At 70.5% G+C, this 23,317-nt stretch carries 23 protein-coding genes; 11 read left to right on the top strand and 12 right to left on the bottom strand.

All coding sequences use genetic code 11. The features are described 5' to 3' along the window. Positions 1 to 6 precede the first annotated feature (6 nt). Positions 7 to 726: a LamG-like jellyroll fold domain-containing protein gene (locus Ate02nite_RS16110; RefSeq protein WP_203806164.1), complete on the bottom strand. Its 720-nt coding sequence runs from the start codon at positions 724 to 726 to the stop codon at positions 7 to 9. Between the two features lie 182 nt (positions 727 to 908). On the opposite strand from Ate02nite_RS16110, the gene Ate02nite_RS16105 reads away from it, so the two are divergent. After that, positions 909 to 1,241, top strand: a complete 333-nt coding sequence (locus Ate02nite_RS16105) for an STAS domain-containing protein (RefSeq protein ID WP_203806162.1) — start codon at positions 909 to 911, stop codon at positions 1,239 to 1,241. Next, on the top strand, positions 1,238 to 1,642 hold the full coding sequence (locus Ate02nite_RS16100) for an ATP-binding protein (protein ID WP_203806161.1): 405 nt from the start codon (positions 1,238 to 1,240) through the stop codon (positions 1,640 to 1,642). Before Ate02nite_RS16105 ends, Ate02nite_RS16100 begins: the two co-directional genes overlap by 4 nt. A gap of 26 nt (positions 1,643 to 1,668) precedes the next feature. On the opposite strand, the gene Ate02nite_RS16095 is transcribed toward Ate02nite_RS16100, so the two are convergent. After that, a complete protein-coding gene (locus Ate02nite_RS16095) occupies positions 1,669 to 3,180 on the bottom strand; it encodes a PP2C family protein-serine/threonine phosphatase (protein WP_239147444.1) in 1,512 nt (503 codons plus the stop codon). A 285-nt stretch (positions 3,181 to 3,465) separates the two neighbouring features. Between Ate02nite_RS16095 and Ate02nite_RS16090 the strand changes: the two genes are divergently transcribed. Next, the gene (locus Ate02nite_RS16090; RefSeq protein ID WP_239147443.1) at positions 3,466 to 4,188 is read left to right on the top strand and encodes a hypothetical protein; all 723 of its coding nucleotides are present in this window, start codon (positions 3,466 to 3,468) and stop codon (positions 4,186 to 4,188) included. A 15-nt stretch (positions 4,189 to 4,203) separates the two neighbouring features. Here the strand turns inward: Ate02nite_RS16090 and Ate02nite_RS16085 are convergent, their stop codons facing one another. Together Ate02nite_RS16085 and Ate02nite_RS16080 are read right to left on the bottom strand one after the other, a co-directional pair. Beyond that, on the bottom strand, positions 4,204 to 4,848 hold the full coding sequence (locus tag Ate02nite_RS16085) for an aspartate/glutamate racemase family protein (protein WP_203806157.1): 645 nt from the start codon (positions 4,846 to 4,848) through the stop codon (positions 4,204 to 4,206). Positions 4,849 to 4,859: 11 nt separating this feature from the next. Beyond that, on the bottom strand, positions 4,860 to 6,698 hold the full coding sequence (locus Ate02nite_RS16080) for a PAS domain-containing hybrid sensor histidine kinase/response regulator (protein WP_203806155.1): 1,839 nt from the start codon (positions 6,696 to 6,698) through the stop codon (positions 4,860 to 4,862). A gap of 62 nt (positions 6,699 to 6,760) precedes the next feature. Here Ate02nite_RS16080 and Ate02nite_RS16075 point away from each other — a divergent pair, with 62 nt between their 5' ends. The 4 genes from Ate02nite_RS16075 (at position 6,761) to Ate02nite_RS16060 (ending at position 9,937) form a co-directional block, all read left to right on the top strand. Continuing rightward, on the top strand, positions 6,761 to 7,543 hold the full coding sequence (locus Ate02nite_RS16075; RefSeq protein WP_203806153.1) for an SAM-dependent methyltransferase: 783 nt from the start codon (positions 6,761 to 6,763) through the stop codon (positions 7,541 to 7,543). 47 nt (positions 7,544 to 7,590) lie between these two features. After that, a complete protein-coding gene (locus tag Ate02nite_RS16070) occupies positions 7,591 to 8,010 on the top strand; it encodes a response regulator (protein WP_203806151.1) in 420 nt (139 codons plus the stop codon). Positions 8,011 to 8,024: 14 nt separating this feature from the next. Continuing rightward, complete coding sequence (locus tag Ate02nite_RS16065; RefSeq protein ID WP_239147442.1) at positions 8,025 to 8,678, top strand: pyridoxamine 5'-phosphate oxidase family protein; 654 nt, start codon at positions 8,025 to 8,027, stop codon at positions 8,676 to 8,678. 71 nt (positions 8,679 to 8,749) lie between these two features. Next, on the top strand, positions 8,750 to 9,937 hold the full coding sequence (locus Ate02nite_RS16060; protein ID WP_203806149.1) for a response regulator: 1,188 nt from the start codon (positions 8,750 to 8,752) through the stop codon (positions 9,935 to 9,937). Here Ate02nite_RS16060 and Ate02nite_RS16055 read toward each other — a convergent pair. Continuing rightward, entirely contained in the window at positions 9,934 to 10,311 is a 378-nt protein-coding gene (locus Ate02nite_RS16055) for an Hpt domain-containing protein (RefSeq protein WP_203806147.1), read from the bottom strand. The two genes, Ate02nite_RS16060 and Ate02nite_RS16055, sit on opposite strands and share 4 nt — an antisense overlap. Before the next feature lie 95 nt (positions 10,312 to 10,406). Here Ate02nite_RS16055 and Ate02nite_RS16050 point away from each other — a divergent pair, with 95 nt between their 5' ends. From Ate02nite_RS16050 to Ate02nite_RS16035, 4 genes are read left to right on the top strand one after another with little or no spacing between them, the layout of a single operon-like run. Beyond that, positions 10,407 to 12,689: a putative bifunctional diguanylate cyclase/phosphodiesterase gene (locus Ate02nite_RS16050; RefSeq protein WP_239147441.1), complete on the top strand. Its 2,283-nt coding sequence runs from the start codon at positions 10,407 to 10,409 to the stop codon at positions 12,687 to 12,689. 17 nt (positions 12,690 to 12,706) lie between these two features. Continuing rightward, the gene (locus tag Ate02nite_RS16045) at positions 12,707 to 15,022 is read left to right on the top strand and encodes a putative bifunctional diguanylate cyclase/phosphodiesterase (RefSeq protein WP_239147440.1); all 2,316 of its coding nucleotides are present in this window, start codon (positions 12,707 to 12,709) and stop codon (positions 15,020 to 15,022) included. 9 nt (positions 15,023 to 15,031) lie between these two features. Beyond that, a complete protein-coding gene (locus tag Ate02nite_RS16040) occupies positions 15,032 to 15,562 on the top strand; it encodes a hypothetical protein (RefSeq protein ID WP_203806145.1) in 531 nt (176 codons plus the stop codon). Positions 15,563 to 15,596: 34 nt separating this feature from the next. After that, positions 15,597 to 16,403, top strand: coding sequence for a hypothetical protein (locus Ate02nite_RS16035; RefSeq protein WP_239147439.1), 807 nt, complete (start codon positions 15,597 to 15,599; stop codon positions 16,401 to 16,403). Between the two features lie 4 nt (positions 16,404 to 16,407). Here the strand turns inward: Ate02nite_RS16035 and Ate02nite_RS16030 are convergent, their stop codons facing one another. From Ate02nite_RS16030 to Ate02nite_RS16000, 7 genes are read right to left on the bottom strand one after another with little or no spacing between them, the layout of a single operon-like run. Next, entirely contained in the window at positions 16,408 to 17,544 is a 1,137-nt protein-coding gene (locus tag Ate02nite_RS16030) for an ABC transporter substrate-binding protein (protein ID WP_203806143.1), read from the bottom strand. 37 nt (positions 17,545 to 17,581) lie between these two features. Beyond that, the gene (locus tag Ate02nite_RS16025; protein ID WP_203806141.1) at positions 17,582 to 18,346 is read right to left on the bottom strand and encodes an ABC transporter permease; all 765 of its coding nucleotides are present in this window, start codon (positions 18,344 to 18,346) and stop codon (positions 17,582 to 17,584) included. Further along, positions 18,343 to 19,122: an ABC transporter ATP-binding protein gene (locus Ate02nite_RS16020; protein ID WP_203806139.1), complete on the bottom strand. Its 780-nt coding sequence runs from the start codon at positions 19,120 to 19,122 to the stop codon at positions 18,343 to 18,345. Before Ate02nite_RS16020 ends, Ate02nite_RS16025 begins: the two co-directional genes overlap by 4 nt. Continuing rightward, positions 19,119 to 19,961, bottom strand: coding sequence for an ABC transporter permease (locus Ate02nite_RS16015; RefSeq protein ID WP_239147438.1), 843 nt, complete (start codon positions 19,959 to 19,961; stop codon positions 19,119 to 19,121). Before Ate02nite_RS16015 ends, Ate02nite_RS16020 begins: the two co-directional genes overlap by 4 nt. Then, a complete protein-coding gene (locus Ate02nite_RS16010; RefSeq protein ID WP_203806137.1) occupies positions 19,958 to 20,953 on the bottom strand; it encodes a TIGR03842 family LLM class F420-dependent oxidoreductase in 996 nt (331 codons plus the stop codon). The genes Ate02nite_RS16015 and Ate02nite_RS16010 overlap by 4 nt, the downstream gene beginning before the upstream one ends. A gap of 10 nt (positions 20,954 to 20,963) precedes the next feature. After that, entirely contained in the window at positions 20,964 to 22,364 is a 1,401-nt protein-coding gene (hydA, locus tag Ate02nite_RS16005; RefSeq protein WP_203806135.1) for a dihydropyrimidinase, read from the bottom strand. Further along, positions 22,361 to 23,200 carry a nitrilase-related carbon-nitrogen hydrolase gene (locus Ate02nite_RS16000; protein WP_203806133.1) on the bottom strand — a complete coding sequence of 280 codons (840 nt, stop codon included), beginning with the start codon at positions 23,198 to 23,200 and terminating at the stop codon, positions 22,361 to 22,363. The genes hydA and Ate02nite_RS16000 overlap by 4 nt, the downstream gene beginning before the upstream one ends. Between the last annotated feature and the right edge of the window lie 117 nt (positions 23,201 to 23,317).

Genomic DNA, 23,317 nt, shown 5'->3' with positions numbered 1-23,317 from the left:
TAAGCGCTACCAGTCGTGGCCGGCCGCGTCGATGCGCACCCAGTCGAGGTCGCCGGCGAAGTAGTCGCAGCCGACCGAGACCTGGTCACAGCTCGGCTTGCCGCCGATCGACAGTGGCCACGCGTTGGAGATCATGCCGGTGGGGCCGGCCTTGCTGGCGGCCATGACGCCGTCGATGGCCAGGGCCACACCGGAGCCGTAGCGGGTGCAGGTGACCGTGTGCCAGTTGCCGTCGTTGATCGGCTTCGGGCCGGTGACCAGGACCTGCCCGGCCGAGCCGCGGAACCAGCACTGCACCTTGCCGCTCGGGATCTGAATCTTGAAGCTGCCGCCGGCGGCGGTCGCCTGTCCCTTCTGTACGACGTTGCCGAACTGGTAGATGGTCCGGATCCGCAGCGAGACCGAGTAATCGCGGTCGTCCGGGTCCAGCGCCGCGTAGTCGGCCACCCCCACCAGGTGCTGGGGGTGGGTCGGCGGGGTGTCCGGCTGGAGGCGGCCGAAGCCGTAACCGAGGCCGTCGCCGTAGCTGCGGCCGGTCACCACCTCGGTGCCGATGTTGCCGTGCAGGCCGTTGCCGCTGCTGTCGTACATGTAGCGGGAACCGGGCTCCTCGTTCATCGCCCAGTAGGCCACCAGGCCGCCGTCAGCCCGCGCGGGAGTGCCGCCGACGGGGGCGGCGGCGAGCGTCGCGGCCAGCGCGACGATCCATAGACGTCGTTTTCTCATGGCTCGTCCCCCGTCAGTGTTGATCAGACATAACGATACTAAGCACCCTTAGGCTGTCAAAGTGCCCGAACTATTTGAAAGGGTGCGCAGGGGCGTCGCTCGGCGGTTGGAACCCGTTGGAACCGGGCGTCGGCGGGTGACATGATGGCGGCGGTCTGCCAGACGAGGGGGAGCTACGGCCGATGGCTGAATTCGCGGCGACGGTTTCCGACGGGCCCGAGCATGTCCGGGTCGCGCTGGTGGGCGCTTGCGATCTGGCGGTGCGTGACCAGCTGAGCGAGGCGTTGCTGGCCGCGGTGGACCGCTGCGACACCGTCGTCGTCGACCTGACCGCGGTGGATTTCCTCGATTCCAGTGGCCTGCACGGCCTGGTCGCCGCGCACCGGGCCGCGGTCGCCCGCGGTGGCCGGCTGTTCGTCGAGAACCCGACCGGTTCGGTGGCGGCTGTGCTCGACCTGACCGGCGTCGGCGGCCTGTTGAGCCGCAACGGGCAGACGGGCGGCCAGACCTCATGACGACACCCGCCGACCCGCCGGCCGCCGCGACCCGCCCGGCCGAGAAGGCCTATTTCGAGCCGGGCGACCTGGCGGCGGTGCGCGAGTTCGTGCGCCTCGAGTCGGCCGCGCTCGGCCTGCCCCGGCTGCGCGGCGATCTGCTCATCGTCGCGGTCAGCGAGCTGGCCACCAACACCCTGCAGCACACCGGCGGTGGCGGCCGGGTGCTGATCTGGGCCGAGCCCGACCGGGTGCTCTGCGAGATCGTCGACCAGGGCGCGCCGCCGTCGTTCGGCCGGGCCATGCCGGCCGCCGACCAGCCGCGCGGCCGAGGCCTGGCCATCGTCGAGCGCATCTGCGACGAGGTGGGCATCTCCAGCAGCCCCGAGGGCACCGCGATCTGCCTGACCATGCTGCTCTGAAGCACGCGAAACCAGAGCACGCGAAACTAGAGCACGCGGACGGCCACCGTGCAGGTGTCGTCGTCGGGGCTGGGCCGGTTCAGGCGGGCGGCCAGGGCCGGCAGGGCCTGGTCGCCGTGGTCGGTGGAGGCCGCACCCAGGATGCCCATCACCTCGGGCAGTAGCGCCGGCACGCCCAAGGCGCGCCGTTCGACAAGCCCGTCGGTGTAAAGAAGCAGCAGGTCACCGGCCGACAGGCACGGCGTCAGCACCTGGTAGGTGGAGTCGTCATCGGCGCCCAGCAGCAGGCCGGCCGGCATCTCCAGCGGCATGGTGACGCCGCCCCGGGCCAGCAGCGGCGCGGCATGACCGGCCCGGGCCCAGGTCAGGCCGCGGTTCGCCGGGTCGTAGACGGCGATCACCGCGGTGCCGGTCACCCGCAGGCGGGTGCACAGGCTGTTCAGGTGGCGCATCAGCGTGGCCGGCTCGTCGATGCCGATGGCCAGCCACGCGATCAGGGCGAACCGCAGGTGGGCCATGCTGTTCGCGGCCGCGAGCCCGTGCCCGGCCACGTCGCCGACGGCCAGCACGGCGCGGCCGTCGCCCAGCTCCTGGGCGTGGTACCAGTCGCCGCCCACCCGGATCGCCCGCTCGGCCGGCAGGTAACCGACCATCACCTGCAGGCCGGGCAGTGGGAACGGCGCCTCCGGCACCGGCTGGATCATGTGCTGCAACCGGGCGGCCAGGCGGTGCTCGGCCAGCGCGGTCAGCTCGCGGCTGCGCAGCTGGTCACTCAGCCGCTCGATGGCGCCGCGGGACTGCTCGCGCGCCGTCACGTCCTGCACCACCGCGTGGATCTTGATGGGGGTGCCGGCCGCGTCGCTCAGCACGTCGGACAGGATGCGCAGGTCCTTGACCGTCGCGCCGACCCGGAACCGGACGGTCACGTCGGAGACGCCGCCGACCTCCATCGTCTGCCAGGCTGCCTCGCCCAGGCCGCGGTCGTCGACCTGGATGGCGGCGGCCTGCTCGGCGCGGCTCATCGGGCCGAGCGCGTGGTCCCGCTCGAAGATCCGGTAGACCCCGGGCGACCACTGACTCTCCCCGGTGACCAGGTCGTACTCCGCCCAGCCCAGGTTGCCCAGCTGCTCGGTGCGCTCGATCCGGCGGCGGTCCTCGTCGAGGCGCTGCCACCAGACGAGCAGGCCGCCGAGCACCGGATGCACGCTGACGTCGAAGACCGAGCGCGGCGTGAAACCGGCCTGCTCCTGCTCGTAGCGGAACTCATCCATCCGGGCCGGCTCGCCGGTGCTCAGCACCTCGAAGTAGAGCCGCCACAGCGGGCCGTCGACGATGCCGGGATAGAGCTCGCTGAGCCGGGAGTGGACCCGGCCGGTGCCGCGGCGGTAGATGTCGTGACCGCTGCCGCTGGCCGCCGCCACCTCGAAGTCGACGACCTCGCCGGTGGGATTTTTCACCGGGCGCAGCCAGGAACAGCCCGCCGGAATAACGGAGAGCACCTCGCGTATGGCGGAGGTCACGGCGTCGTCTGCCACCATCTCAGGGTAGTGGCGCCCGGCCCTTGCGCCGCACCGCCGTTCCGACTACGACAGACGGGTGACGCCGGCTGCCGATTCGGACCATGCATTCGAACCGGAAACACGGCGCCACCAGCATTTTCGGTAAAAGCCTTATCACGATCCGTTCAGTCTCGCGGAACGCCTTCTCAAGTTGGTAGCATCCCGGCCGAATCAAGCCAGTGCCCGTGCGATTAGGCCTCGTGGATCGGCTCGTACGTACGGAGGTCTTCCTTGTCCGACAACCGCATGAAGGATCGAGTAAAAGTGCTGCTGAATGGGACGTCCGCGGAAGGTCAGACCTCGGAGCAGGCGGTTGTCGCGCCCCCGCAGGCTCACCCCAACCAGGCCCTGCAGGTTCTGACGCTGGCGCAGCGCACCGCCGAGGAACATGTCGCCCGCGCTCACCACCAGGCCGACAAGATCCGTACGGACGCGCTGGCCGCCGCCGAGCAGATCGCCCGTGACGCCCAGGCGCACGCGCACAACGTCCGCCGTGAGGCCGAGAAGATCCTCACCGACGCCCGCGCCGCCGCCGAGCAGATCGCCCGCGACTCGCACGCGCGCACCGAGGAAGCCCGCCGCTCGGCCGAGAAGATCGTCGCCGACGCCCGCTCCGGCGCCGAGCAGATCAACGAGGACGCCCAGGCCAACGCCGACCACCTCAACCTGCAGGCCCGCCAGCGGTACGACGACGTGGTCGGCAGCCTCGGCACCAAGCGTGAGGCGCTGCAGCAGCAGATCGAGGCGCTCGAGCACTTCGACCGGGAGTACCGCCAGCGGCTCACCACCTTCATGCAGGGCCAGCTGCGCGCCCTCTGGGTCGACCAGCCCCAGGTCAACGCCGAGCTCCCGGAGCAGGCCGAGGCGCCGGTGTCGGCCGCCCCGCGGCACGGTGCCGACGACGGCGAGGAGCCGGTTCCGGCCCAGCGCCAGCCGGCCGAGGACGAGCACGAGGGCGAACTCGAGGAAGAGCTCGCCGAGCGCTGAGCTCCGTAGGGACCTCTACAAGGTCGCGATGGCCCGGGCAACCGCGGTTCGCGGGCTGGTGAGCACCGGGATCGGCAGATCGGCGAGCATCGCGGCGGCGGGGGAGAGGCTGGCCTGCGCCAGCACGATCACGTCGGCCCGCGGAGCGACCACCCGCGCTTGATCGGCGACCTGCACGGCGTACCCGTGCAGGTCGCCTTTTTCGAAGAGTGACCACGCGCCGGGCACCGGCGTCTCGATCAGGGTGACCACCCGCCCGGCCCGTTCGGCGGCCGCGCGCAGCAGCGCCGCCGTCGGCGCCAGCGTCGAATCGACGGTGGCCAGAACCGCGATGCGCGAGCCCGCCGCGACCGCCGCCTCGGCCATCGGCCGGTCCACCCGCAGCACCGGAACGCCCAGGTCGGCCGTCCGGGTCTCGGCGTACTCGCCGAGCGAGGAACAGGTGCAGACGATCAGGTCGGCGCCGCGGTCGGCCAGCTCGTGCAGCCGGGCGTCGACCCGGGCAGCCAGTTCGGCGGTGACGCCCGCGGCCTGAGCGTCGGCCAGCAGGCTGGGATCGACGACGTGCAGGTCGGCCCAGCCCGGGGCCAGCTCGGCCCGCAGGTCGTGGAAGACCGGCACGTGCACGTCGGCGGTGTGCAGGAACCCGATCACCGTCATGGTCGGAAATGTTACGGCCGGTCGAGGCATTGCTGTACCGCGGCGAGCAGCTGGTTCTTGGAGAACGGCTTCTCGACCAGCGGTACGTCCGGGTCGAGGGTGCCCTGCGAGGCGAGCGCGGGCCGGGCGTAGCCGGACATGAACAGCACGCCGGCGCCGGGGCACGCGGCCAGGAAGCGTTCGGCCAGGTCCTTGCCGAGCATGTGCGGCATCACCACGTCGGTGAGCAGTACGTCGATCCGGCCCGGATGCCCGGTCGCCAGGGCCAGCGCGGCCGGGCCGTCCGCGGCGATCAGCACCTCGTGCCCGGCGCCGGCCAGGATCCGCTGCAGCACGTCGCGCAGGGCCGGCTCGTCCTCGACGGCCAGGATGGTGCCGCGGCGGTAGTCGACCGGCGCGGCCTCGGGCTCGGCCGGGGCGGCCGGCTCGGCGTCGGTGGTGGGCATCAGGATGGTGAACGTGGTGCCCAGCCCGGCCTTGGAGGAGATGCTCAGGTCGCCGCCGGCCGCGGTGATGATGCCGTAGACGGTGGCCAGGCCCAGTCCGGTGCCCTTGCCCGCCGGCTTGGTGGTGTAGAACGGCTCGAACGCCCGCTCGATCACCTCGGGCGGCATGCCGGTCCCGGTGTCGCTGAACCTCAGCCGCACGAAGTGGCCGGGGTCGGCCACGAGGTCGTCGGTCTCGATCGTGATGGTGCCGCCGCGCGGCATCGCGTCCCGGGCGTTCACCGCCAGGTTGACCAGCACCTGGTCGAGCTGGCCGGGGTCGGCGGTGATGGTCGGGAGGCCGGCGTCCAGGTTCAGGTCGAGCAGGATGTGCTCGCCGATCGAGCGGCGCAGCATCGCCTCGATGTCGATGACCACGTCGTTGAGGCTGAGCGGCCGGGGCCGCACCACCTCGCGCCGGGCGAAGGCCAGCAGCTGATGGGTCAGGTCGGCGCCGCGCTGGGCCGCCTTGACGATCTGGGCGGCGTCCCCGGCGATCTCGTCGAGCCCGTGGTCGGCGGCGGCCTCGGCGATGAACATGGCGTAGTTGCTGATCACCGCGATCAGGTTGTTGAAGTCGTGGGCGACCCCGCCGGCCAGCTGGCCGAGGCCCTCGAGGCGCTGGACCCGTTGCAGTTGCGCCTCGGCCTGCAACTGCTGGACGCGCTCGTTGGCGCGTACCCGTTCGGTGATATCCCGGATCACCGCGCAGCGGATCCGGCCGTCGTCGGTGGGCAGGACGCTCAACGACACCTCGATCGGAACCGTGCTGCCGTCGGCCCGGTTGGCGTGCGCGTCACCCTCGGCCCCCAGCGGCGGCGCCAGCAGCTTGTCGATCTCCTTGCCGATCAGGCCGTGCCGGGTCAGGCCGAAGAGCGTCTCGGCCTGGGTGTTGGCCAGCACCACCCGGCCGTCGTCGCCGACCCCGACGAACGCGTCCGGCGCGGCCTCCACCAGCGCCTGGAAGCTGGACTCGTGGCGTTCCCGGGCGCTGACCGCCCGGGCGATCACGGTGTAGCCGATGTAGTCCTCGCGGTCGCAGAGCGGCGACATGGTCAGGGTGACCTGCAGCCAGCTCCCGTCGCGGTGCCGGCGACGGGTGCGGAACCGTTCGAGCCGGGCGCCCGACTCCATCAGCAGCAGCATCTCGCGCTGGTCGGCCTGCCGGTCGGGTGGGACGAGGACGTCGACGCTGTGCCCGACGATCTCGTCGGCGCGGTAGCCGAAGAGGGCCTCGGCGGCCGGGTTCCAGAACAGGACGGTGAAATCACGGCCGACCGCGAAGATCGCGTCATGGGCGGTACGGACCATCGCCCGCAGCAGTTCGTCCAGCTGAGGTCCCGAAATACCGTACGTTTCCCCCATTACCGGACCTACCTTAACCATTCGACCAGCGCCGAGGATGCGGTTTCCCTACGCTCCCCTCCATGGATGTCGAGGTGGACCCGCAACGGCCGAGCGGGGCCCGGGTCTACGACTACTACCTGGGCGGACGCCACAACTTCGCGGCCGATCGGGAGGCCGCCGGGGTGGCGCTGGCGGCCATGCCGGAACTGCCGGCCGTGCTGCGGGCCGGCCGCGCCTTCCTGAACCGGGTGGTCACCGCGGCCGCTGCCACCGGCCTGGACCAGTTCCTCGATCTGGGCGCCGGCATCCCGGCCCCGGGAGACGTGCCGTCCACGGTCAAGGCCATCCGGCCGGCCGCGAAGATCGTCGCCGTCGACATCGACCCGGTCGCGGTGGCGCACACCCGGCGGGCCGGCGACTGCGCGGCCGTGCTGCACGCCGACCTCACCGACGCGGACGCGGTGCTCGATGCCGTCGAGGTGCGCGCCACGCTCGACCTCGGCCGGCCGGTGTGCCTGCTCGCCGTCGCCGTCGCGCACTTCATCCCGGACACCGAGCGGCTCGGGCTGGCTCTCGAGCGCTACCGGGAGGCGCTCGCGCCGGGCAGCTGGCTGGCGCTGTCGCACGCCTGCCGCCAGGCCGACGAACCGCCGCACGCCCAGCAGGTGCTGCGCCTCTACAACCACACCACCTCGCCGATGATGCTGCGCGAACGCGACGAGTTCCGGGCGTTCTTCGGCGGTTGGACGCTGCTCGAACCGGGCGTGGTGCCGGCCGTGGACTGGCGGGCCGGCCCCGGCGCGGACGAGGCGGGCGAGGTGGCCCGGCACTCGCTCATCGCGGGCGTGGCGGTCAAGGTATAACCCGCAAACCCCCACATCTTGTAGTAGACGCGGCGCATGCTGGTGCCATGGCCGTAGTACTAGTCGCCGAGGACGACCAGGACATCGCGGTGATTCTGAGCCGGCTGCTGACCCGGGCCGGGCATACCGTGGTCCATCGACCGGACGGGCTGGCCGCGCTGGAGCAGGCTGTCGCCGAGCGCCCCGACGTGCTGCTGACCGATCTCGGCATGCCACAGATGGACGGCCTCGAACTCACCCGGGCGATCCGGCGCAGCGCCGACCTGGCCGACCTGCCGATCGTCATGCTCAGCGGCCATCTGCACCCCGGCGACAATCAGCCGATCGAGGCCGGCTGCTGCGCCGTACTGCTCAAACCGTGCCCGAACGACAAGCTGCGCGAGGTGATCCAGGAGCTGGCCGACCGCGGCCCGCACGCGCACATCGCCAACGGGAGCTGCCCGGCCCACCACGCGGTGAGCGCCTGACCTACGGTTTGCGGATGCTGTCCCCGACACCGCGTACCCGGCACCGCCGGATGAAGGACAACGGCCGTACCGATCCGGCCGATTTGCCGGAGGTGCTGGCGGCCGGCCTGGTCGCCCACCTCGGCGTGCTCGTCGACGGCCATCCGATGGTGGTGCCGACCGTCTACGGGTACGACCACCAGCGGATCTTCCTGCACGGGTCGGTGGCCAGCCGCAGCCTCACCACCGGCGCGGAGGTCTGCGTGACCGTCACGGTGCTGGACGGCCTGATCCTGGCCCGCTCGGTCTTCGAGCACGGCATCAACTACCGCAGCGCGATGATCTACGGCATTCCAGAGAAGATCAACGACCCCGACGATCTGCTGTACGGCCTGCGCCTGCTCACCGAACACGTGGCCCCCGGGCAGTGGGATTACACCCGGCGCCCGTCGAACAAGGAACTAGCCGCCACCACGCTGCTGGCGATCCCGCTCGCCGAGGCGTCGGTGAAGATCAGCGACGGGCCACCGGACGACGGTGACGGCCCGGACGCCGCGCTCGGGCTCTGGGCCGGCCGCCTGCCGGTCGTCGCGACCTGGGGCACCCCGGTTGCCGACCCGTTGCTTCCGCCCGGGATCAAGCCACCCCCGCACATCTCCACCCGAACCGGCCGCCCGATAAGCGGATAACGCTCATCCGGTGGCGCCTTCCGTCCGAATATTCGGACGTAAGCCAGCGCACACAGGGCGGGGTCTAAACGATGGTGAACGAGCATGGGCGTCCGACCGTTCTGCTGGTCGACGACGAGAACGAGATCCTCGAGGCGCTCGCGCTGCAGTTGCGCCGCGACCACAAGGTGCTCACCGCAGCCAGCGGCGACGACGCGCTGCGGGTGCTGGCCGAGACCGGCCCGGTCGCCGCGGTGATCAGCGACCTGCGGATGCCCGGCATGGACGGCGTCGAACTGCTGCGCCGGGTTCAGCTCGAATACCCGGACACCACCCGGGTGCTGCACACCGCGCAGAGCGACCTGAGCGCCGCGATCTCCGCCATCAACGACGGCGGCGTCTACCGCTACCTGGCCAAGCCGGTGAAGTCGGACGAGCTGCGGGCCACCGTGCAGGACGCGGTCGAGCTGAACGGCCGGACCACCACCGAGCGGCACCTGCTCGACACCACCCTGAAGTCCAGCATCCAGGCCGTCTTCGGCTGTCTCGAGCTGGCCAGCCCGGCCGCGTTCGCCCGGGCCGGCCGGATCCGCACCCGGGTCTCCGAGCTGTGCGTGACGATGCAGCTGGAGGCGCTCTGGGAGATCGAGGTCGCCGCGATGGCCTCCCAGCTCGGCGCGGTCACCATCCCGCCGAGCGTGCTCGCCAAGCTGGACAAGGGCCTCCCGTGCACCGAGGAGGAGCAGCACATGATCGACGCCATGCCCGGCGTCGCGGTGGAGCTGCTCAAGGGCATCCCGATGATGGAGGACGTCCTCGAGATCGTTCGCGGCCTCGCCCCCGGCCGGGTGAAGGACCCGTCCAAGCCGCAGTCGCCGCTCATCGAGGCGGCCATCGACGTCATCCGTACCGCGATGGACTTCGAGACCCTCGAGAGCCGCGGCATGGAGCTGGAGAGCGCCATCACGGTGCTCGAGTGCCGCGACCACAGCGCCCTGAACGTGCTCAGCGCGCTGCGCGAGGTCAACGGCCTGGACAAGGTCGCCGAGAAGCAGGTGCGCGGCCTGAAGGTGGCCGAGCTCGAGGTCGGCATGCGGGTCGCCGAGGACATCGCGGCCACCAACGGCCTGGTGCTGATCGGCCGCGGCATGACCGTGACGTCGCTGCTGCTCGACCGGCTGGACAACTACGCCCGGATGATCGAGATCATCGAGCCGGTGCTGGCCATCCCGGGCGCCCTCAACCCGCTCGAAGTAGCCGACAGTGACCTGAACGGCTAGACCCGCTCCAGCTCGGCGGCGACGTCCTCGAGCAGGCCCAGCACCAGGGCCTGCTCGGCGGCCAGCCGCCCGATCGTCAGGTCCGGATCCGGGACGGCACCGTCCCGGGCCGCATCCTCCACCTCGCGGAAGATCGCCGCGAGCTGGTCGGCGCCGATGTTGGCGGCCGACCCTTTCATGCTGTGCGCGTGATCGCGTACGGCCTCCGGGTCACCGCCGCGCAGCAGCTCCCCGAGCAGCTCGACGCCGGCCGGCGTCTTGCCCACGAACGACCGGACCAGCCGCGCCATCAGCGCCCGCTCCCCGTCGCCCGGCTCGGGCCCGCCGATATCGGCCAGCCGCGTCCGGATCTCCCCTTCCCGCCCATCCTCCATCCGCCCATCCTCCGTCCGTGCCCGCCGCGACGAGGTGAAATCTCGCGAGTGGTGCAAGTCCTACAGTGACGGCGCGCTCAGCCGATTTCAGGCGCATGACCCTCCGCCGGCCCTCGCCTCGCCCGTACGTGCTGGCCACCGCCGGCATCGCGGGGCTTTCCGTGCTGTGGTACCTGGCCTACCGGGTTCTCGGACTCGGTTCCTCGGTGCCCTCCTACCTCGGATCGCCGCTCGCCTCCGCCACCGGTGCCGTGGCCATCCTGGCGCTGCTGCGCTGGGTGCCGCTGGAGCCGGCCGCCCGTACGTTCTGGCGGCTGATCCTGGTTCTTGAGGTCACCGTCGCGATCGGGCGGGGTGTGCAGGCCGGCTATGCCATCGCCGCCTACCCGGAACCGCCGCGGACGCCGGGGTTCGCCACCGCGTTCACCGCGGTCGGCCTGATCGCCGCGATCGCCGCGATCAGCCTGGTTCCGCTCGGCCGGATCTCCCGGGCCGAGCGGCGCAAGCGGATGCTGGACCGGCTCATCGCCTTCTACGGCTGCGCCACCCTGCTCTGGTTCGCCGCGCTCGGCCCGCTGGTCAACGCGGACGAGCCGTGGCCGCTGCGAGCCAAGATCATGGTGGGTCTGGCGTTGCTGATGAGCGCGGTCGGCATCAGCCGGGTCGCCTACGTGCCGGGCGGCCCGGTCGACCGGGCCGCGGTACGGCTGGTTGCCTGCAGCGGCCTGGCCACCGCCGCGTACGCCATGGTGGCCGCCCACGCCGGGCACCACGTCGCCGACTTCGGCCGGTCGGTGCTGCTGCCGTTCGGCCCGCTGCTGATCGTCTGGGCGGTGGCCCGGCAGTGGCGTTACTCCGGCGCGCAGGCCAAGCGCGAGGCCTGGCTGCCCTACCTGGCCGTGGTGGCGGTCGACATCCCGCTGGTCATCACGGTGTTCGGGCCGATGGGCTGGCCGGGCCGGATCGTCGTGCTGCTGGCTGTGTCGGTCACCCTGCTCGCCTCGCTGCGGCACCTGATGGCCTACCGGGAGAACCAGCGCCTGATCGCCGCTCAGTTGGTGGCGCAGGAGCAGCTGCGCTGGGACGCCACTCACGACGCGCTGACCCAGCTGGCCAACCGTGGCCTGTTCCGCGACCGGCTGGCCCTGGCCCTGGAGAGCGGGCCGACCACTGTCGTCCTGGTCGACCTGGACGACTTCAAGACCGTCAACGACTCGCTCGGCCACGAGATCGGCGACGCCCTGCTGGTGGCGGTGGCCGACGGACTGATCGAGGCGGTCGGCCGGGACGGCCTGGTCGCCCGGCAGGCCAGCGACGAGTTCGCGGTGCTGATCGACGACCCGGCGGTCGATGCCGAGGACCTGGTCGACCGGATCGGCGCGATGTTCGGCAGCTCGCTCAGCGAGCACCGGCTGCTGATGCACGCCAGTGCCGGGCTCGCCACCGCCTCGGCCGGCACCCCGCTCGATCACCTGATGCGGGACGCCGACACCGCCCTGTACGCCGCCAAGCAGCGGGGCAAGGCCAACTGGGTGCGGTTCACCCCGGAGATGGAACGCCCGGTGGTGGCCGACGCCCAGCTCGGCGCCGAGCTGCGCCGCGGGCTGGAGAACGGCGAGTTCCACGTGGTCTACCAGCCGCTCGTCGACCTGCACCTGAACCGGGTGATCGGGGTGGAGGCGCTGGTCCGCTGGCAGCACCCGACCCGTGGGGTGATCAGCCCGATCGAGTTCATCCCGGCCGCCGAACGTACCGGCCTGATCGTGCCGCTGGGCCGGTTCGTGCTGCGCGAGACCTGCATGCAGGCAGCCGCCTGGCTGGCCGAGTTCGGCCCGGAGGTGCTGCAGAAGGCCGGCCCGAACGTGTCGGTACGGCAGCTGCACGACCCGGACTTCGTCAACGACGTACGGGCCGCCCTGGCCGACAGCGGCCTGCCCGGCGAGCTGCTGGTGCTGGAGTTGACCGAGTCGGCGGTGTTGCGCGGTCACCAGGTGTCCCGCGCCCTGCACGAGCTGCACGACATGGGTGTCCGGCTGGCGCTTGACGACTTCGGCACGGGCGAGTCGTCGCTGTCGCTGCTGCGGGCGTTCCCGGCGTCGATCGTGAAACTGGACAAGTCGTTCGTCGACGGCATCGAATTCGACGAGGACGGCACCCCGGAGGCGAACGCCCGGCAGGCGGTGGCCCGCGCGGTGATCCAGATGGCCGGCGCGCTGGACCTGGACACGGTGGCCGAGGGCATCGAGAACGAGGAGCAGGCCGAGCGCCTGCGCCGGCTCGGCTACTCGCTGGGCCAGGGCTTCCACCTGGCCGAGCCGATGAGCCCGGCTCAGGTCGCCGCGATGCTGGCCGACCAGCGCGCTATCCACGCAGCGTGAACGCCCAAAGTCCTACAGTGACGGCTCGGATCGCCGAACCGAATCAGGTGAACCCAGAATCCCGCGCCCCGAAGCTGCACCTGGTGGCGACGGGCGGGATTCTGCTGGTCTGGACCGCGTGGTACCTCGCCTGGCTGGCCGGCGGGCCGGGGCCGGCCGCCCTCGCCTACATCGCGATGCCGCTCGGGGCGGCGGTGGCCGCACACAGCGTCTACCGCCTGATCCGGACCGTCGCGCTGGACCCGGTCGCCCGCCGCTTCTGGCGCGGGCTGCTGATCGCGTTCGCCCTGGTCGCGGCCGGTTACACGATCCTCGCGATGGAGGGGTTCCGGCAGCAGCCGGTGCTGCCGGACATGCCGCTCTCGTCCGCCGCCCTGGTCGGCTCGGCGTTCCTGGTCGCCATGTGGTCGGTGGCCCGGGTCCCGCTCGGCATCGGCAGCGGCAGCCAGCGCTGGAAGCAGTGGCTGGACCGGTCGATCGCGTTCTTCGGCTGCAGCACCCTGCTCTTCCATTTCGGCCTGGCCCCGATGATCGGCTCGTCGGCCGGCTGGAGCGCCCAGATGCTGGTGCTGCTGGGCATGTCGTTCGTGCTCGCGGTCGGCGGCATCACCAAGGTGTCGTACATCGGTGGCGGCCCGGTCGATCGGGTGGCGATCCGGCTGATCGGCTCCTGCGGCATGGTCGGCGCCGGCATCGCCCTGGTGTCGGTGGCCGGCGGCGCCGACAGCGTCATCCCCACCCAGGCCGTGGTGATGCCGTTCGCCCCGCTGCTGGCCACCATCGCGGTGCGCCGTCAGTGGATCGCCACCGGCGCCAAGCCCCGCCGGGCCAACACCTGGCTGCCCTACCTGGCCATCGCCGCGGTCGACGTCCCGCTGCTGAGCCTCCTGTGGCACCACGAGCTCGGCTGGACCGGCCGCCTGGTGATCACCTCGGCGGTGCTGGTCAACGGCCTGGTCGCGGTGCGCCAGCTGGTGGCGACCCGGGAGAACCACCGGCTGCTGCGGGAGAAGCGCGCCTCCGAGGAGCGGCTGCGCCACGAGGTCACCCATGACGGGCTGACCGGCCTGGCCAACCGGGGCCTGTTCCGGGAGCGGCTCGGTGCCGCCCTGGAGCGCGGCCCGGCCACCGTGCTGCTCGTCGACCTGGACGACTTCAAGACCGTCAACGACTCACTCGGCCACGAGATCGGCGACCACCTGCTGATCGCGGTGGCCGAGTCGCTGCGCGTCGCGACCGGCGCCGACGGCCTGCCGGTGCGGCTCGGCGGTGACGAGTTCGCCGTGCTGCTCGAGGGCGACCTCATCGGCGAGCCGGTGGCCGAACGGATCCTCGAGTCGTTCGGCGGCCCGATGAGCGCCCACCACCTGCTCGTGCACGCCAGCATCGGGATCGCCACTGCTAACGCCGGCACCCCGCTGGACACCGTGCTGCGCGACGCCGACGTGGCCATGTACGCGGCCAAGCAGCGCGGCAAGGCCAACTACGTCCGTTACACCGGGGGCATGGAACAGCCGGTCTTCGCGCACGCCCAGCTCGGCGGCGAGCTGCGCCGGGCACTGGACGCGGACGAGTTCCGGCTCGTCTACCAGCCGATCATGGAGCTGGCCACCGGCCGGGTGATCGGGGTGGAGCCGCTGGTCCGCTGGCAGCACCCGACCCGCGGGCTGGTCTCGCCGGCCGAGTTCATCCCGGCCGCCGAGGGCACCGGACTGATCGTGCCGCTGGGCCGGTTCGTGATGCGCGAGGCGTGCCGGCAGACCGCCGCCTGGCTGGCCGAGTTCGGCCCGGACGCGCTGCAGAAGATCGCCCCGAACGTGTCGGTGCGCCAGCTGCACGACCCGGACTTCCTCGCCGACGTGCGGCAGATCCTGGCCGAGACCGGGCTGCCCTGCGAGCGGATCGTGCTGGAGCTGACCGAGTCGGCGGTGCTGCGCGGCCCGCAGGTGCTGCAGACCCTGCACCGGCTGCACGACATGGGCGTGCGGCTGGCGCTTGACGACTTCGGCACCGGCGAGTCGTCGCTGTCGCTGCTGCGGGCCTTCCCGGCGTCGATCGTGAAACTGGACAAGTCGTTCGTCGACGGCATCGAGCTCGACGAGGACGGCACCCCGGAGGCGAACGCCCGGCAGGCGGTGGCCCGCGCGGTGATCCAGATGGCCGGCGCGCTCGGCCTGGACACGGTGGCCGAGGGCATCGAGAACCAGGGGCAGGCCGACCGGTTGCTCGGCCTCGGTTACACCCTCGGCCAGGGTTACCACCTGGCCCGGCCGATGCCGGCCGAGGACATGACCCGCCTGCTGGCCGCACAGCGGGAAAAGGCCACCGCTTAAGGTACGGCGGTGGACGAGGCCAATTCTCTTGAGCAGTGGCTGGCCGGACTGCAGTTCGCCGACCTGAACGAGGCCCAGGCGACGAGCCGGCTGGTCGACGCGGTCACCGCATGGGGTGAATCCCAGGGCTGGCGGGTCTACCGGCGGGCGCCCAGCGTGTTCCCGCTGCCGGCACCGCTCAAGGGTCACTCGGTGCTCGACGTCGCGTGCGCGCGGCCCGGGGAGCAGCCGATCGCGATCGAGGTGGACCGCCTCGACCGGCAGCGCACGGTCGACAAGCTGCTAGCCGAGGCGGCGGCCGGCCGGCTGGCCATCTGGGTGCGCTGGGGGAGCGGCCCGTTCCGCCCGCCCCCGCTACCGGTCCACCTGGTCACTCGGGAGGCCTCGCGCACCCGGGGCCTCTGGCACACCGTCACCGACCGGCCCGCGCCGCAGCACTCGGTCACCACCGCGGCCGCCGAGATCAGCGAACTACCGATCGGCAACGTGACCGAGGACAACCGCAACCGTCCTAATACCGAGCAATCCCCGGACGATTAGAAACCCGCACAACAAAGCGGAAGGAGCAGCGATCGTGTTTCCAGGAATGGCGATGGCCGCGCAGTCCGCTCAGTACCGCGGGCACTCCACCGAGTGGTGGACGCAGTTCCAAGAGGTCTCGGAGCGGTTCGACGCGGCCTCGATCACCGAGGCGATGGCCGACGTGATCATCCCGAAGATCCCGTCGCCGCTGCTGCGGCGGGAGGCCGAGATCGCGGCCGAGGTGGTGGTGCTGCACCTCAACAAGCCGCTCAGCGAGGAACTCAAGGTACGGGCCATGCGGGCGATCCATCGCCTGGTGGCGACGGTGGAACGGCTGACCGAGCGGGCCACCGGCGACGAGACCGGCACCGAGGCGGCGTACGCCCTGTGTCACGCGCTGGACGGCCGCTGGGCCGACGCGGCCGCCGAGGCCGAGCCGCTGGTCGGCACCCAGGTCCTGCTGAAGGCGTTCGTGAAGGCGCTGCGCCTGGAACGGTTCGACAACGCGCTCGCGGTGCGGCTGCTGCGCGCCGGGCAGAGCCCGCAGACCGCGGTCCAGGCCGGCCTGGTGGTCGGCAAGTACTCGTGGTGGCCGACCTGGCTCCTCAAGATCGTCACCGAGCGGGCGCTGGCCGGCACGCTCGACGACGACACCATCACCGCGCTGGACCAGTGTGCCTATGCCGAGCTGAGCCCGGCCCAGTCGAAGATGGCCCGCCGCCTGCTCAACGGCGACGAGACGCTGATCGACGGGGCCGCCTTCCGGCTGGAGACGATGGGCGAACCCCGGGCGGCGGCCAAACTGCGCGAGGGCGACCTCACTGCGGTCGCCCTCGCGGCTAGGTTGATCCCGCTGTAGGTGCTTACGCGCCGCCCTCGGTGAGGGTGACGGTGGTCGGCGCGAAGGACGCGCCGTTGACGTCCACGCCGGCCCCCTTGGCCGCGGTGATCGCCTGGTTGATGTAGTCGTTGGTGTAGGCGAGACCCTCGGGGGCCTTCTTCAGCACGGTGTCACCGGTCTGGTTCTTGGTGGTCAGCGAGATGTCCACGGTCTGCTTCCAGGCCGCGTCGTCGATCACGCCGATCCCGCCGGTGGCCGGCCAGACCAGCTTGTTGACCTCGTTCATCTGCCACAGCTGGTGGCTCTTGCCGAGCTTGGAGCCCTTGGCCACCACCATGTCGCGGCACTTCTCGGCATTGTCCCGGCAGAACGCCCAGCCCTTGATCGTGGCGGTCAGGAACTTCACGGTCTGCTGCTGATAGGCCGGGTCGTTCAGCTTCTCGGTGTTGGCCCACACCGCGTCCTGCAGCATGGCCGAGCCCTCGGTCTTCCAGTCGATGATCGAGAAGTCATCGGCCGTGTACAGCTTGCCGGTCTTCGGGTTCTTCGCTTCCAGCAGCTGGGCGTACTCGTTGTAGCTCATCGCCTGGGCCGCGTCGATCTCGTGCTTGAGCAGCGCCTGCATGTCGAACTGCTGCTGCACCAGGGTGACGTCCTTGCCCGGGTCGATCCCGGCCTTGGTCATCCCGGCGAACAGCTCGAACTCGTTGCCGAAGCCCCAGTTGCCGACCTTCTTGCCCTTGAGCTGGGCGGCCGAGGTGATCCCGCTGTCCTTCCAGGCCACCTGGTAGGTGCCGGAGCGGCCGAAGATCTGCCCGACGTCGGTGATCCCGGCGCCCTGCTCCCGGGAGGCCAGCGCCTTCGGCACCCAGGCCACCGCGTAGTCGGCCTTGCCGGTGGCCAGCACGGTCTGCGGCACGATGTCGGTGCCGCCCTCGAGCAGCTGCACGTCGAGGCCCTGCTCCTTGTAGAAGCCCTGGTCGACGGCCGCGATGTAACCGGCGAACTGAGCCTGGAAGAACCACTGCAGCTGCAGCTTGATCGGGGTCAGGGCGCCGTTGCTGGCGGTCGTGGTCGGTTCCTCGTCGGCCGTACCACAGCCGGCGAGCATGAGAGCGGATGTGGCGGCGATAGCAGTAAATATCCGGAATTTGCGCATTAAAGAACCTCCGAGGGAATTTTGGAAGATCAAAAGATCAGGAGATCAGCCGTGTACGCCACGGCATGGCGAGCCGCTCCAGCAGGAGCGTGGTCAGGTAGAAGGCGAGTCCGAGCAGGCAGGCGCCGACCACGAAGGCCCAGGCACGGGGGTAGGCGGTGAACGACGCCGCGGAGGTGATCCGGGAGCCGAGCCCGTCCTGCAGCCCGCCGAAGTACTCGGCGACGACCGCGGCGATCACGGCCAGCGACGACGCCTGCCGCAGGCCGGTGAAGACGTAGGGGAGCGCGCCGGGCAGCCGGACCTTGCGGGCGAAGGTCCAGCCGCTCGCGGCGTAGGTGTGCATGAGCTCCTGGTGGATCGGGTCGACCTCGCGCAGCCCGCGCAGCGTGTTGAGGAAGACCGGGAAGAACACGATGATCGCGGCGACCAGCCGGCGGGGGATGCTGCTGGTGGCCTCGAACATGTTGTTGAGGATCGGCGCGAGCGCGATGATCGGCAGCGCGCTGACGAACGCCGCGAACGGGATGGACACCTCGGCGAGCGGCCGGAACCGGCTGGCCGCCATCGCCGCGAGCACTCCCAGGATCGCCCCGGCGACCAGCCCGATCAGCGCGTTCTCGCCGCTGGCCAGGCCCGCCTCCCAGACGTTCTGCTTCTGCTCGACCAGCTCGGCCCAGATCGCGCTGGGGGCGGGCAGGATGAACGGCGCGATCCGGCCGAGGGTCACGGTCAACTGCCAGGCCGCGATCGCGGCTACGCCGACGACCAGCGGCGGGAGGACACTGCGCAGGAACTTCATGTCGCGCTCTTCGCGGGTACGCCTCGCAGAGCCTGCCGTACGGCGGTGACGTGCTCGAAGTACTTCTCGGACTGCCGGGCCGCCTCGTCGCGGGCGGGCAGGTCGACGTCGATGGAAGCGGTGATCCGGCCGGGCCGGGCCGACATCACCACCACCTTGGTGGACAGGAACACCGCCTCGGAGATCGAGTGGGTGACGAAGACGGTGCTGGTGCCGGTCTTCGCGCAGATGCCGAGCAGTTCGGTCTGCAGCCGTTCCCGGGTCATCTCGTCGAGCGCGCCGAACGGCTCGTCCATCAGCAGCAGCGGCGGCTGCACGGCGAGGGCCCGGGCGATCGCGACCCGCTGCTGCATGCCACCGGAGAGCTGGGCCGGGTAGTGCCCGGCGAAGTCGGCCAGACCGACCAGCGCGAGCATCTCCTCGGCCTTGGCCCGGCGCTCGGCCTTCTTCAGCCCGCGCAGTTCGAGGGGGAGTTCCACGTTGCGCAGCACGGTCCGCCACTCGAAGAGCCCGGCCTGCTGGAACGCGATGCCGTAGTCCTGGTCGCGGCGCGCCTTGTCGGCGCTCTTACCGGCCACGGTGACCGTGCCGGTGGTGGGCTGGATCAGGTCGGCGACCAGGCGCAGCAGGGTGCTCTTGCCGCACCCGGAGGGCCCGATCAGCGAGACGAACTCGCCGTCGCCCACGGTCAACTCGACATCGGAGAGGGCAGTCACCTCGTCGGACCTGCCCTGGTTGAAGACCTTGGTCACGTTGTCCACGACCACTGCGGTCACAGAGTCACCACCTCCACGTGGCGCCGGTGCCGCATCAGCGGCACTTCCAGCAGGCTGACGACGCCGGCGACGAACAGGCCCAGCAGGGCCGCGCCGAGCATCGCGGTGTAGACCTTCGCGGGATCCGAGGTGGCCTCGCGGGAGTACTCGATGATCAGGCGGCCGATGCCGCCGCGGGTGCCGGTGGAGATCTCGCCGACCACCGCACCCACCACGGCGGCCGCGCCGGCCAGCCGCAGCGCCGGGAACAGGTAGGGCAGCGAGGCCGGCAGCCGGAGCTTGATCAGCGTGCGCCACCACCCGGCGGCGTAACTGCGCATCAGTTCCACCCCGCTCGCGGTCGGCGACTGCAGTCCGCGCAGCAGGCCCACCGCGACCGGGAAGAACGCCAGGTAGGACGCGATCACCGAGACGGTGGCCCAGGGCGGCATGATGGTGCCGCCCCAGCCGGCCATCAGCGGCGCGATCGCGATGAGCGGCACGGTCTGGCTGAGGATGACGTACGGGAGCAGGCCGCGTTCGACGATCCGGAACTGCTGCATGAGGACCGCGAGCAGCAGCCCGACCAGGGCACCGCCGAGGAAGCCGACCGCGGTGATGCCGAACGTGAACGCGCACGCGTGCAGCACCACGATCCAGACCGGGTCGCCGCCGGTGAGTTCCGGCCGGCCGAGCCGTTGGAGCACCGTCCACAGGTGCGGCATGGAGAGGTCGTCGGCGCGCGGCAGGAACCGCACCCCGAACAGCACCGTGCCGTCGGGGCTGCCGACGAGTTTGTAGCCCTCCCACAGCGCCGCGAAGATCGCGACGCCGAGGAGGACGTACAGGGTTCTTCTCACGCGAACGCCGGGATGATCTGTGACCCGTACGCTTCGAGGGTTTCCAGTTTGGCGTCGTGCTGGAGATAGACGGCGAACTGGTCCACGCCCAGTGCTTTCAGCTCTTCGAGCCTCTTGAGGTGGTTCTCCACCGGGCCGAGGATGCAGAACCGGTCGACGATCTCGTCGGGCACGAAGCTGGTGTGGCTGTTGCCGGCCCGCCCGTGCTCGGCGTAGTCGTACCCCTGCCGGGCCTTGATGTAGTCGGTCAGTGCCTGCGGCACCGCCCCGCCCTCGCCGTAGCGGCCGACGATGTCGGCGACGTGGTTGCCGACCATGCCGCCGAACCACCGGGTCTGTTCCCGCTGGTGTTCGAGGTCGTCGCCGACGTAGGCCGGCGCGGCCACACAGAACTTGATGGCGAGGGGGTCCCGGCCGGCTTTTTCGGCGGCGGCGCGGACCGCGCCGATCATCCAGGCCGCGATGTCCGGGTCGGCGAGCTGCAGGATGTAGCCGTCGCCCACCTCACCGGTCAGGGCCAGGGCTTTCGGGCCGTACGCGGCGACCCAGACCTCCAGGCGCGAGTCGGGCGCCCAGGCGAACTGGAGTTCCTTGCCGCGCAGGGTGACCTTTTCGCCGCTGCCCAGGCCCTTGATGACCTGGACCGCTTCGCGGAGCTGCCCGAGGGTCTGTGGCTGGGCGCCGAGCACCCGCAGGGCCGAGTCGCCCCGGCCGATGCCGCAGACGGTCCGGTTGCCGTACATCTCGTTGAGGGTGGCGAAGGTCGAGGCGAGGACGGTCCAGTCCCGGGTGCCCGGGTTGGTGACCATCGGCCCGACGATTACGCGTTCGGTCTCGTCGAGGATCTTCGAGTAGATGACGAACGGCTCCTGCCACAGCACGTGCGAGTCGAACGTCCACACGTGGCTGAAGCCGGCCGCTTCGGCCTTCTTGGCCAACTCGACCACGCCCCGGGCGGGCGGGTCGTTCTGTAAAACGACTCCGATATCCATCGTGCGCCCCTCAGACCAGGTAATCGCTGAGCGAGCGGGGGACGTACTTGCCGCGGCCTTTTCGGCCTTGGTAGTTTCCGCCGCTGACCAGGACCTCGCCGCGGGACAGGACGGTGTCGACCTTGCCGTCGATCTCCCAGCCTTCCCAGGCCGAGTAGTCCATGTTCATGTGGTGGGTCTCGACGCTGATCCGGGTGCGGCCGTTGGGGTCGTAGAGCACGATGTCGGCGTCCGAGCCGGGCGCGATGATGCCCTTCTTCGGGTACATGCCGAACATCCGGGCCGGCGTGGTCGCGATCGTCTCGACCCAGCGGGCGAGCGACAGCTTCTTGTCGACGACGCCTTGGTAGAGCAGGTCGACGCGGTGTTCGACGCTGCCGATGCCGTTCGGGATCTTGGAGAAGTCGCCGATGCCCATCTCCTTCTGGTCCTTCATGCAGAAGGGGCAGTGGTCGGTCGAGACCACGGAGAGGTCGTTGGTGCGCAGGCCCTGCCACAGGTCGGCGCGGTGGCTCTCCTTGCCGGAGCGCAGCGGCGTCGAGCAGACCCACTTGGCGCCGTCGAAGCCGGGCGCGCCGAGCTGGTCCTCAAGCGTCAGGTACAGGTACTGCGGGCAGGTCTCGGCGAACACGTTGCGGCCCAGGTCGCGGGCGTTGCGCACCTGCTCCAGCGCCTTGGACGCGCTCAGGTGCACGATGTAGAGCGGGCAGTCGGCGGCCACGCTGGCCAGCCAGATGGCCCGGCTGGTGGCTTCCGCCTCCAGCTCCTGCGGCCGGGTCAGGCCGTGGAAGATCGGGTCGGTCTCGCCGCGCTCCAGGGCCTGCTTGACGAGTACGTCGATGGCCGGCCCGTTCTCGGCGTGCATCATGATCATGGCGCCGTTCTCGCGCGCCTTCTGCATCGCCCGCAGGATCTGGCCGTCGTCCGAGTAGAAGACCCCCGGGTACGCCATGAACAGCTTGAAGCTGCTGATGCCCTCGTTCGCGACCAGGTAGTCCATCGCCTTGAGCGAGTCGTCGTCGACCCCGCCGACGATCATGTGGAAGCCGTAGTCGATGTGGCACTCGCCGGCCGTCTTGGCGTGCCAGGCGGCCAGCCCGTCCTGGACGACCTCGCCGTACCGCTGGATGGCGAAGTCGATGATCGTGGTGGTGCCGCCGATGGCGGCGGCCCGGGTGCCGGTGTCGAAGGTGTCGCTGGCCTCGGTGCCGCCGAACGGCATCTGCATGTGGGTGTGCGCGTCGATGGCGCCCGGGATCACGTACTTCCCGGTCGCGTCGATGATCTCCGGGCCCTCGGGAGCCTGGCCCGGTGCGAAGATCGCCGCGATGGTCTCGCCGTCGACGAGCACGTCGCCGGAGTAGGGGCCGGACGGCCCGACGACCGTCCCGCCCTTGATCAGGATGGTCACAGCTCCACCGTCCGGGTGTAGGCCTCCGGGCGGCGGTCGCGGTAGAACTGCCAGCGCTCGCGGACCGTCTTGATCAGGCCCAGGTCGAGGTCGCGGATGATCAGCTCGGGGTTGTGGGTGTCGCCGACCTCGCCGACGAACTTGCCCTCCGGGTCGACGAAGTAGCTCTGCCCGTAGAAGTCGTCGTCGCCGAGTTCCTCGATGCCGACCCGGTTGATCGCGCCGATGAAGTATTCATTCGCCACCGCGCTGGCCGGCTGCTCCAGCTGCCAGAGGTAGCTGGACAGGCCGCGGCTGGTGGCGGACGGGTTGAAGACGATCTGGGCGCCGCCCAGGCCGAGCTCGCGCCAGCCCTCCGGGAAGTGCCGGTCGTAGCAGATGTAGACGCCGACCTTGCCGACCGCGGTGTCGAACACCGGGAAGCCGAGGTTGCCCGGCCGGAAGTAGAACTTCTCCCAGAAGCCGTTGACCTGCGGGATGTGGTGCTTGCGGTACTTGCCGAGGTACTTGCCGTCGGCGTCGACCACCGCGGCGGTGTTGTAGAGGACGCCCTCCTGCTCCTTCTCGTACATCGGCAGGACCATCACCAGGCCGAGCTCGGCCGCGAGGGCCTGGAAACGCTCGGTCGTGGGGCCGGGGATGGATTCGGCATATTCGTAGTACGCGGCGTCCTGCACCTGGCAGAAGTAGGGGCCGTAGAAGAGCTCCTGGAAGCAGATCACCTTCGCCCCCTGGGCGGCGGCGTCACGGGCGTAATCCTCGTGCGCCTTGATCATCGATTCCTTGTCGCCGGTCCAGGTGGTCTGGACCAGAGCGGCGCGGACGATGTCGGTCATGACTGCCCTCCTTGATCTAGTTACAGCTCACGGGCACGGTGGAGCGCCTGTGATCAGTTGTCTACTCCCCGTTATACGGCCTTCGCTAGGTCTTGCTTGTCAGGTTCAGATGCCGTA

The sequence above is a fragment of the Paractinoplanes tereljensis genome (assembly GCF_016862435.1).
GTDB classification, from domain to species: Bacteria; Actinomycetota; Actinomycetes; order Mycobacteriales; family Micromonosporaceae; genus Actinoplanes; species Actinoplanes tereljensis.
This window is presented reverse-complemented; position numbering and strand designations above follow the sequence as displayed.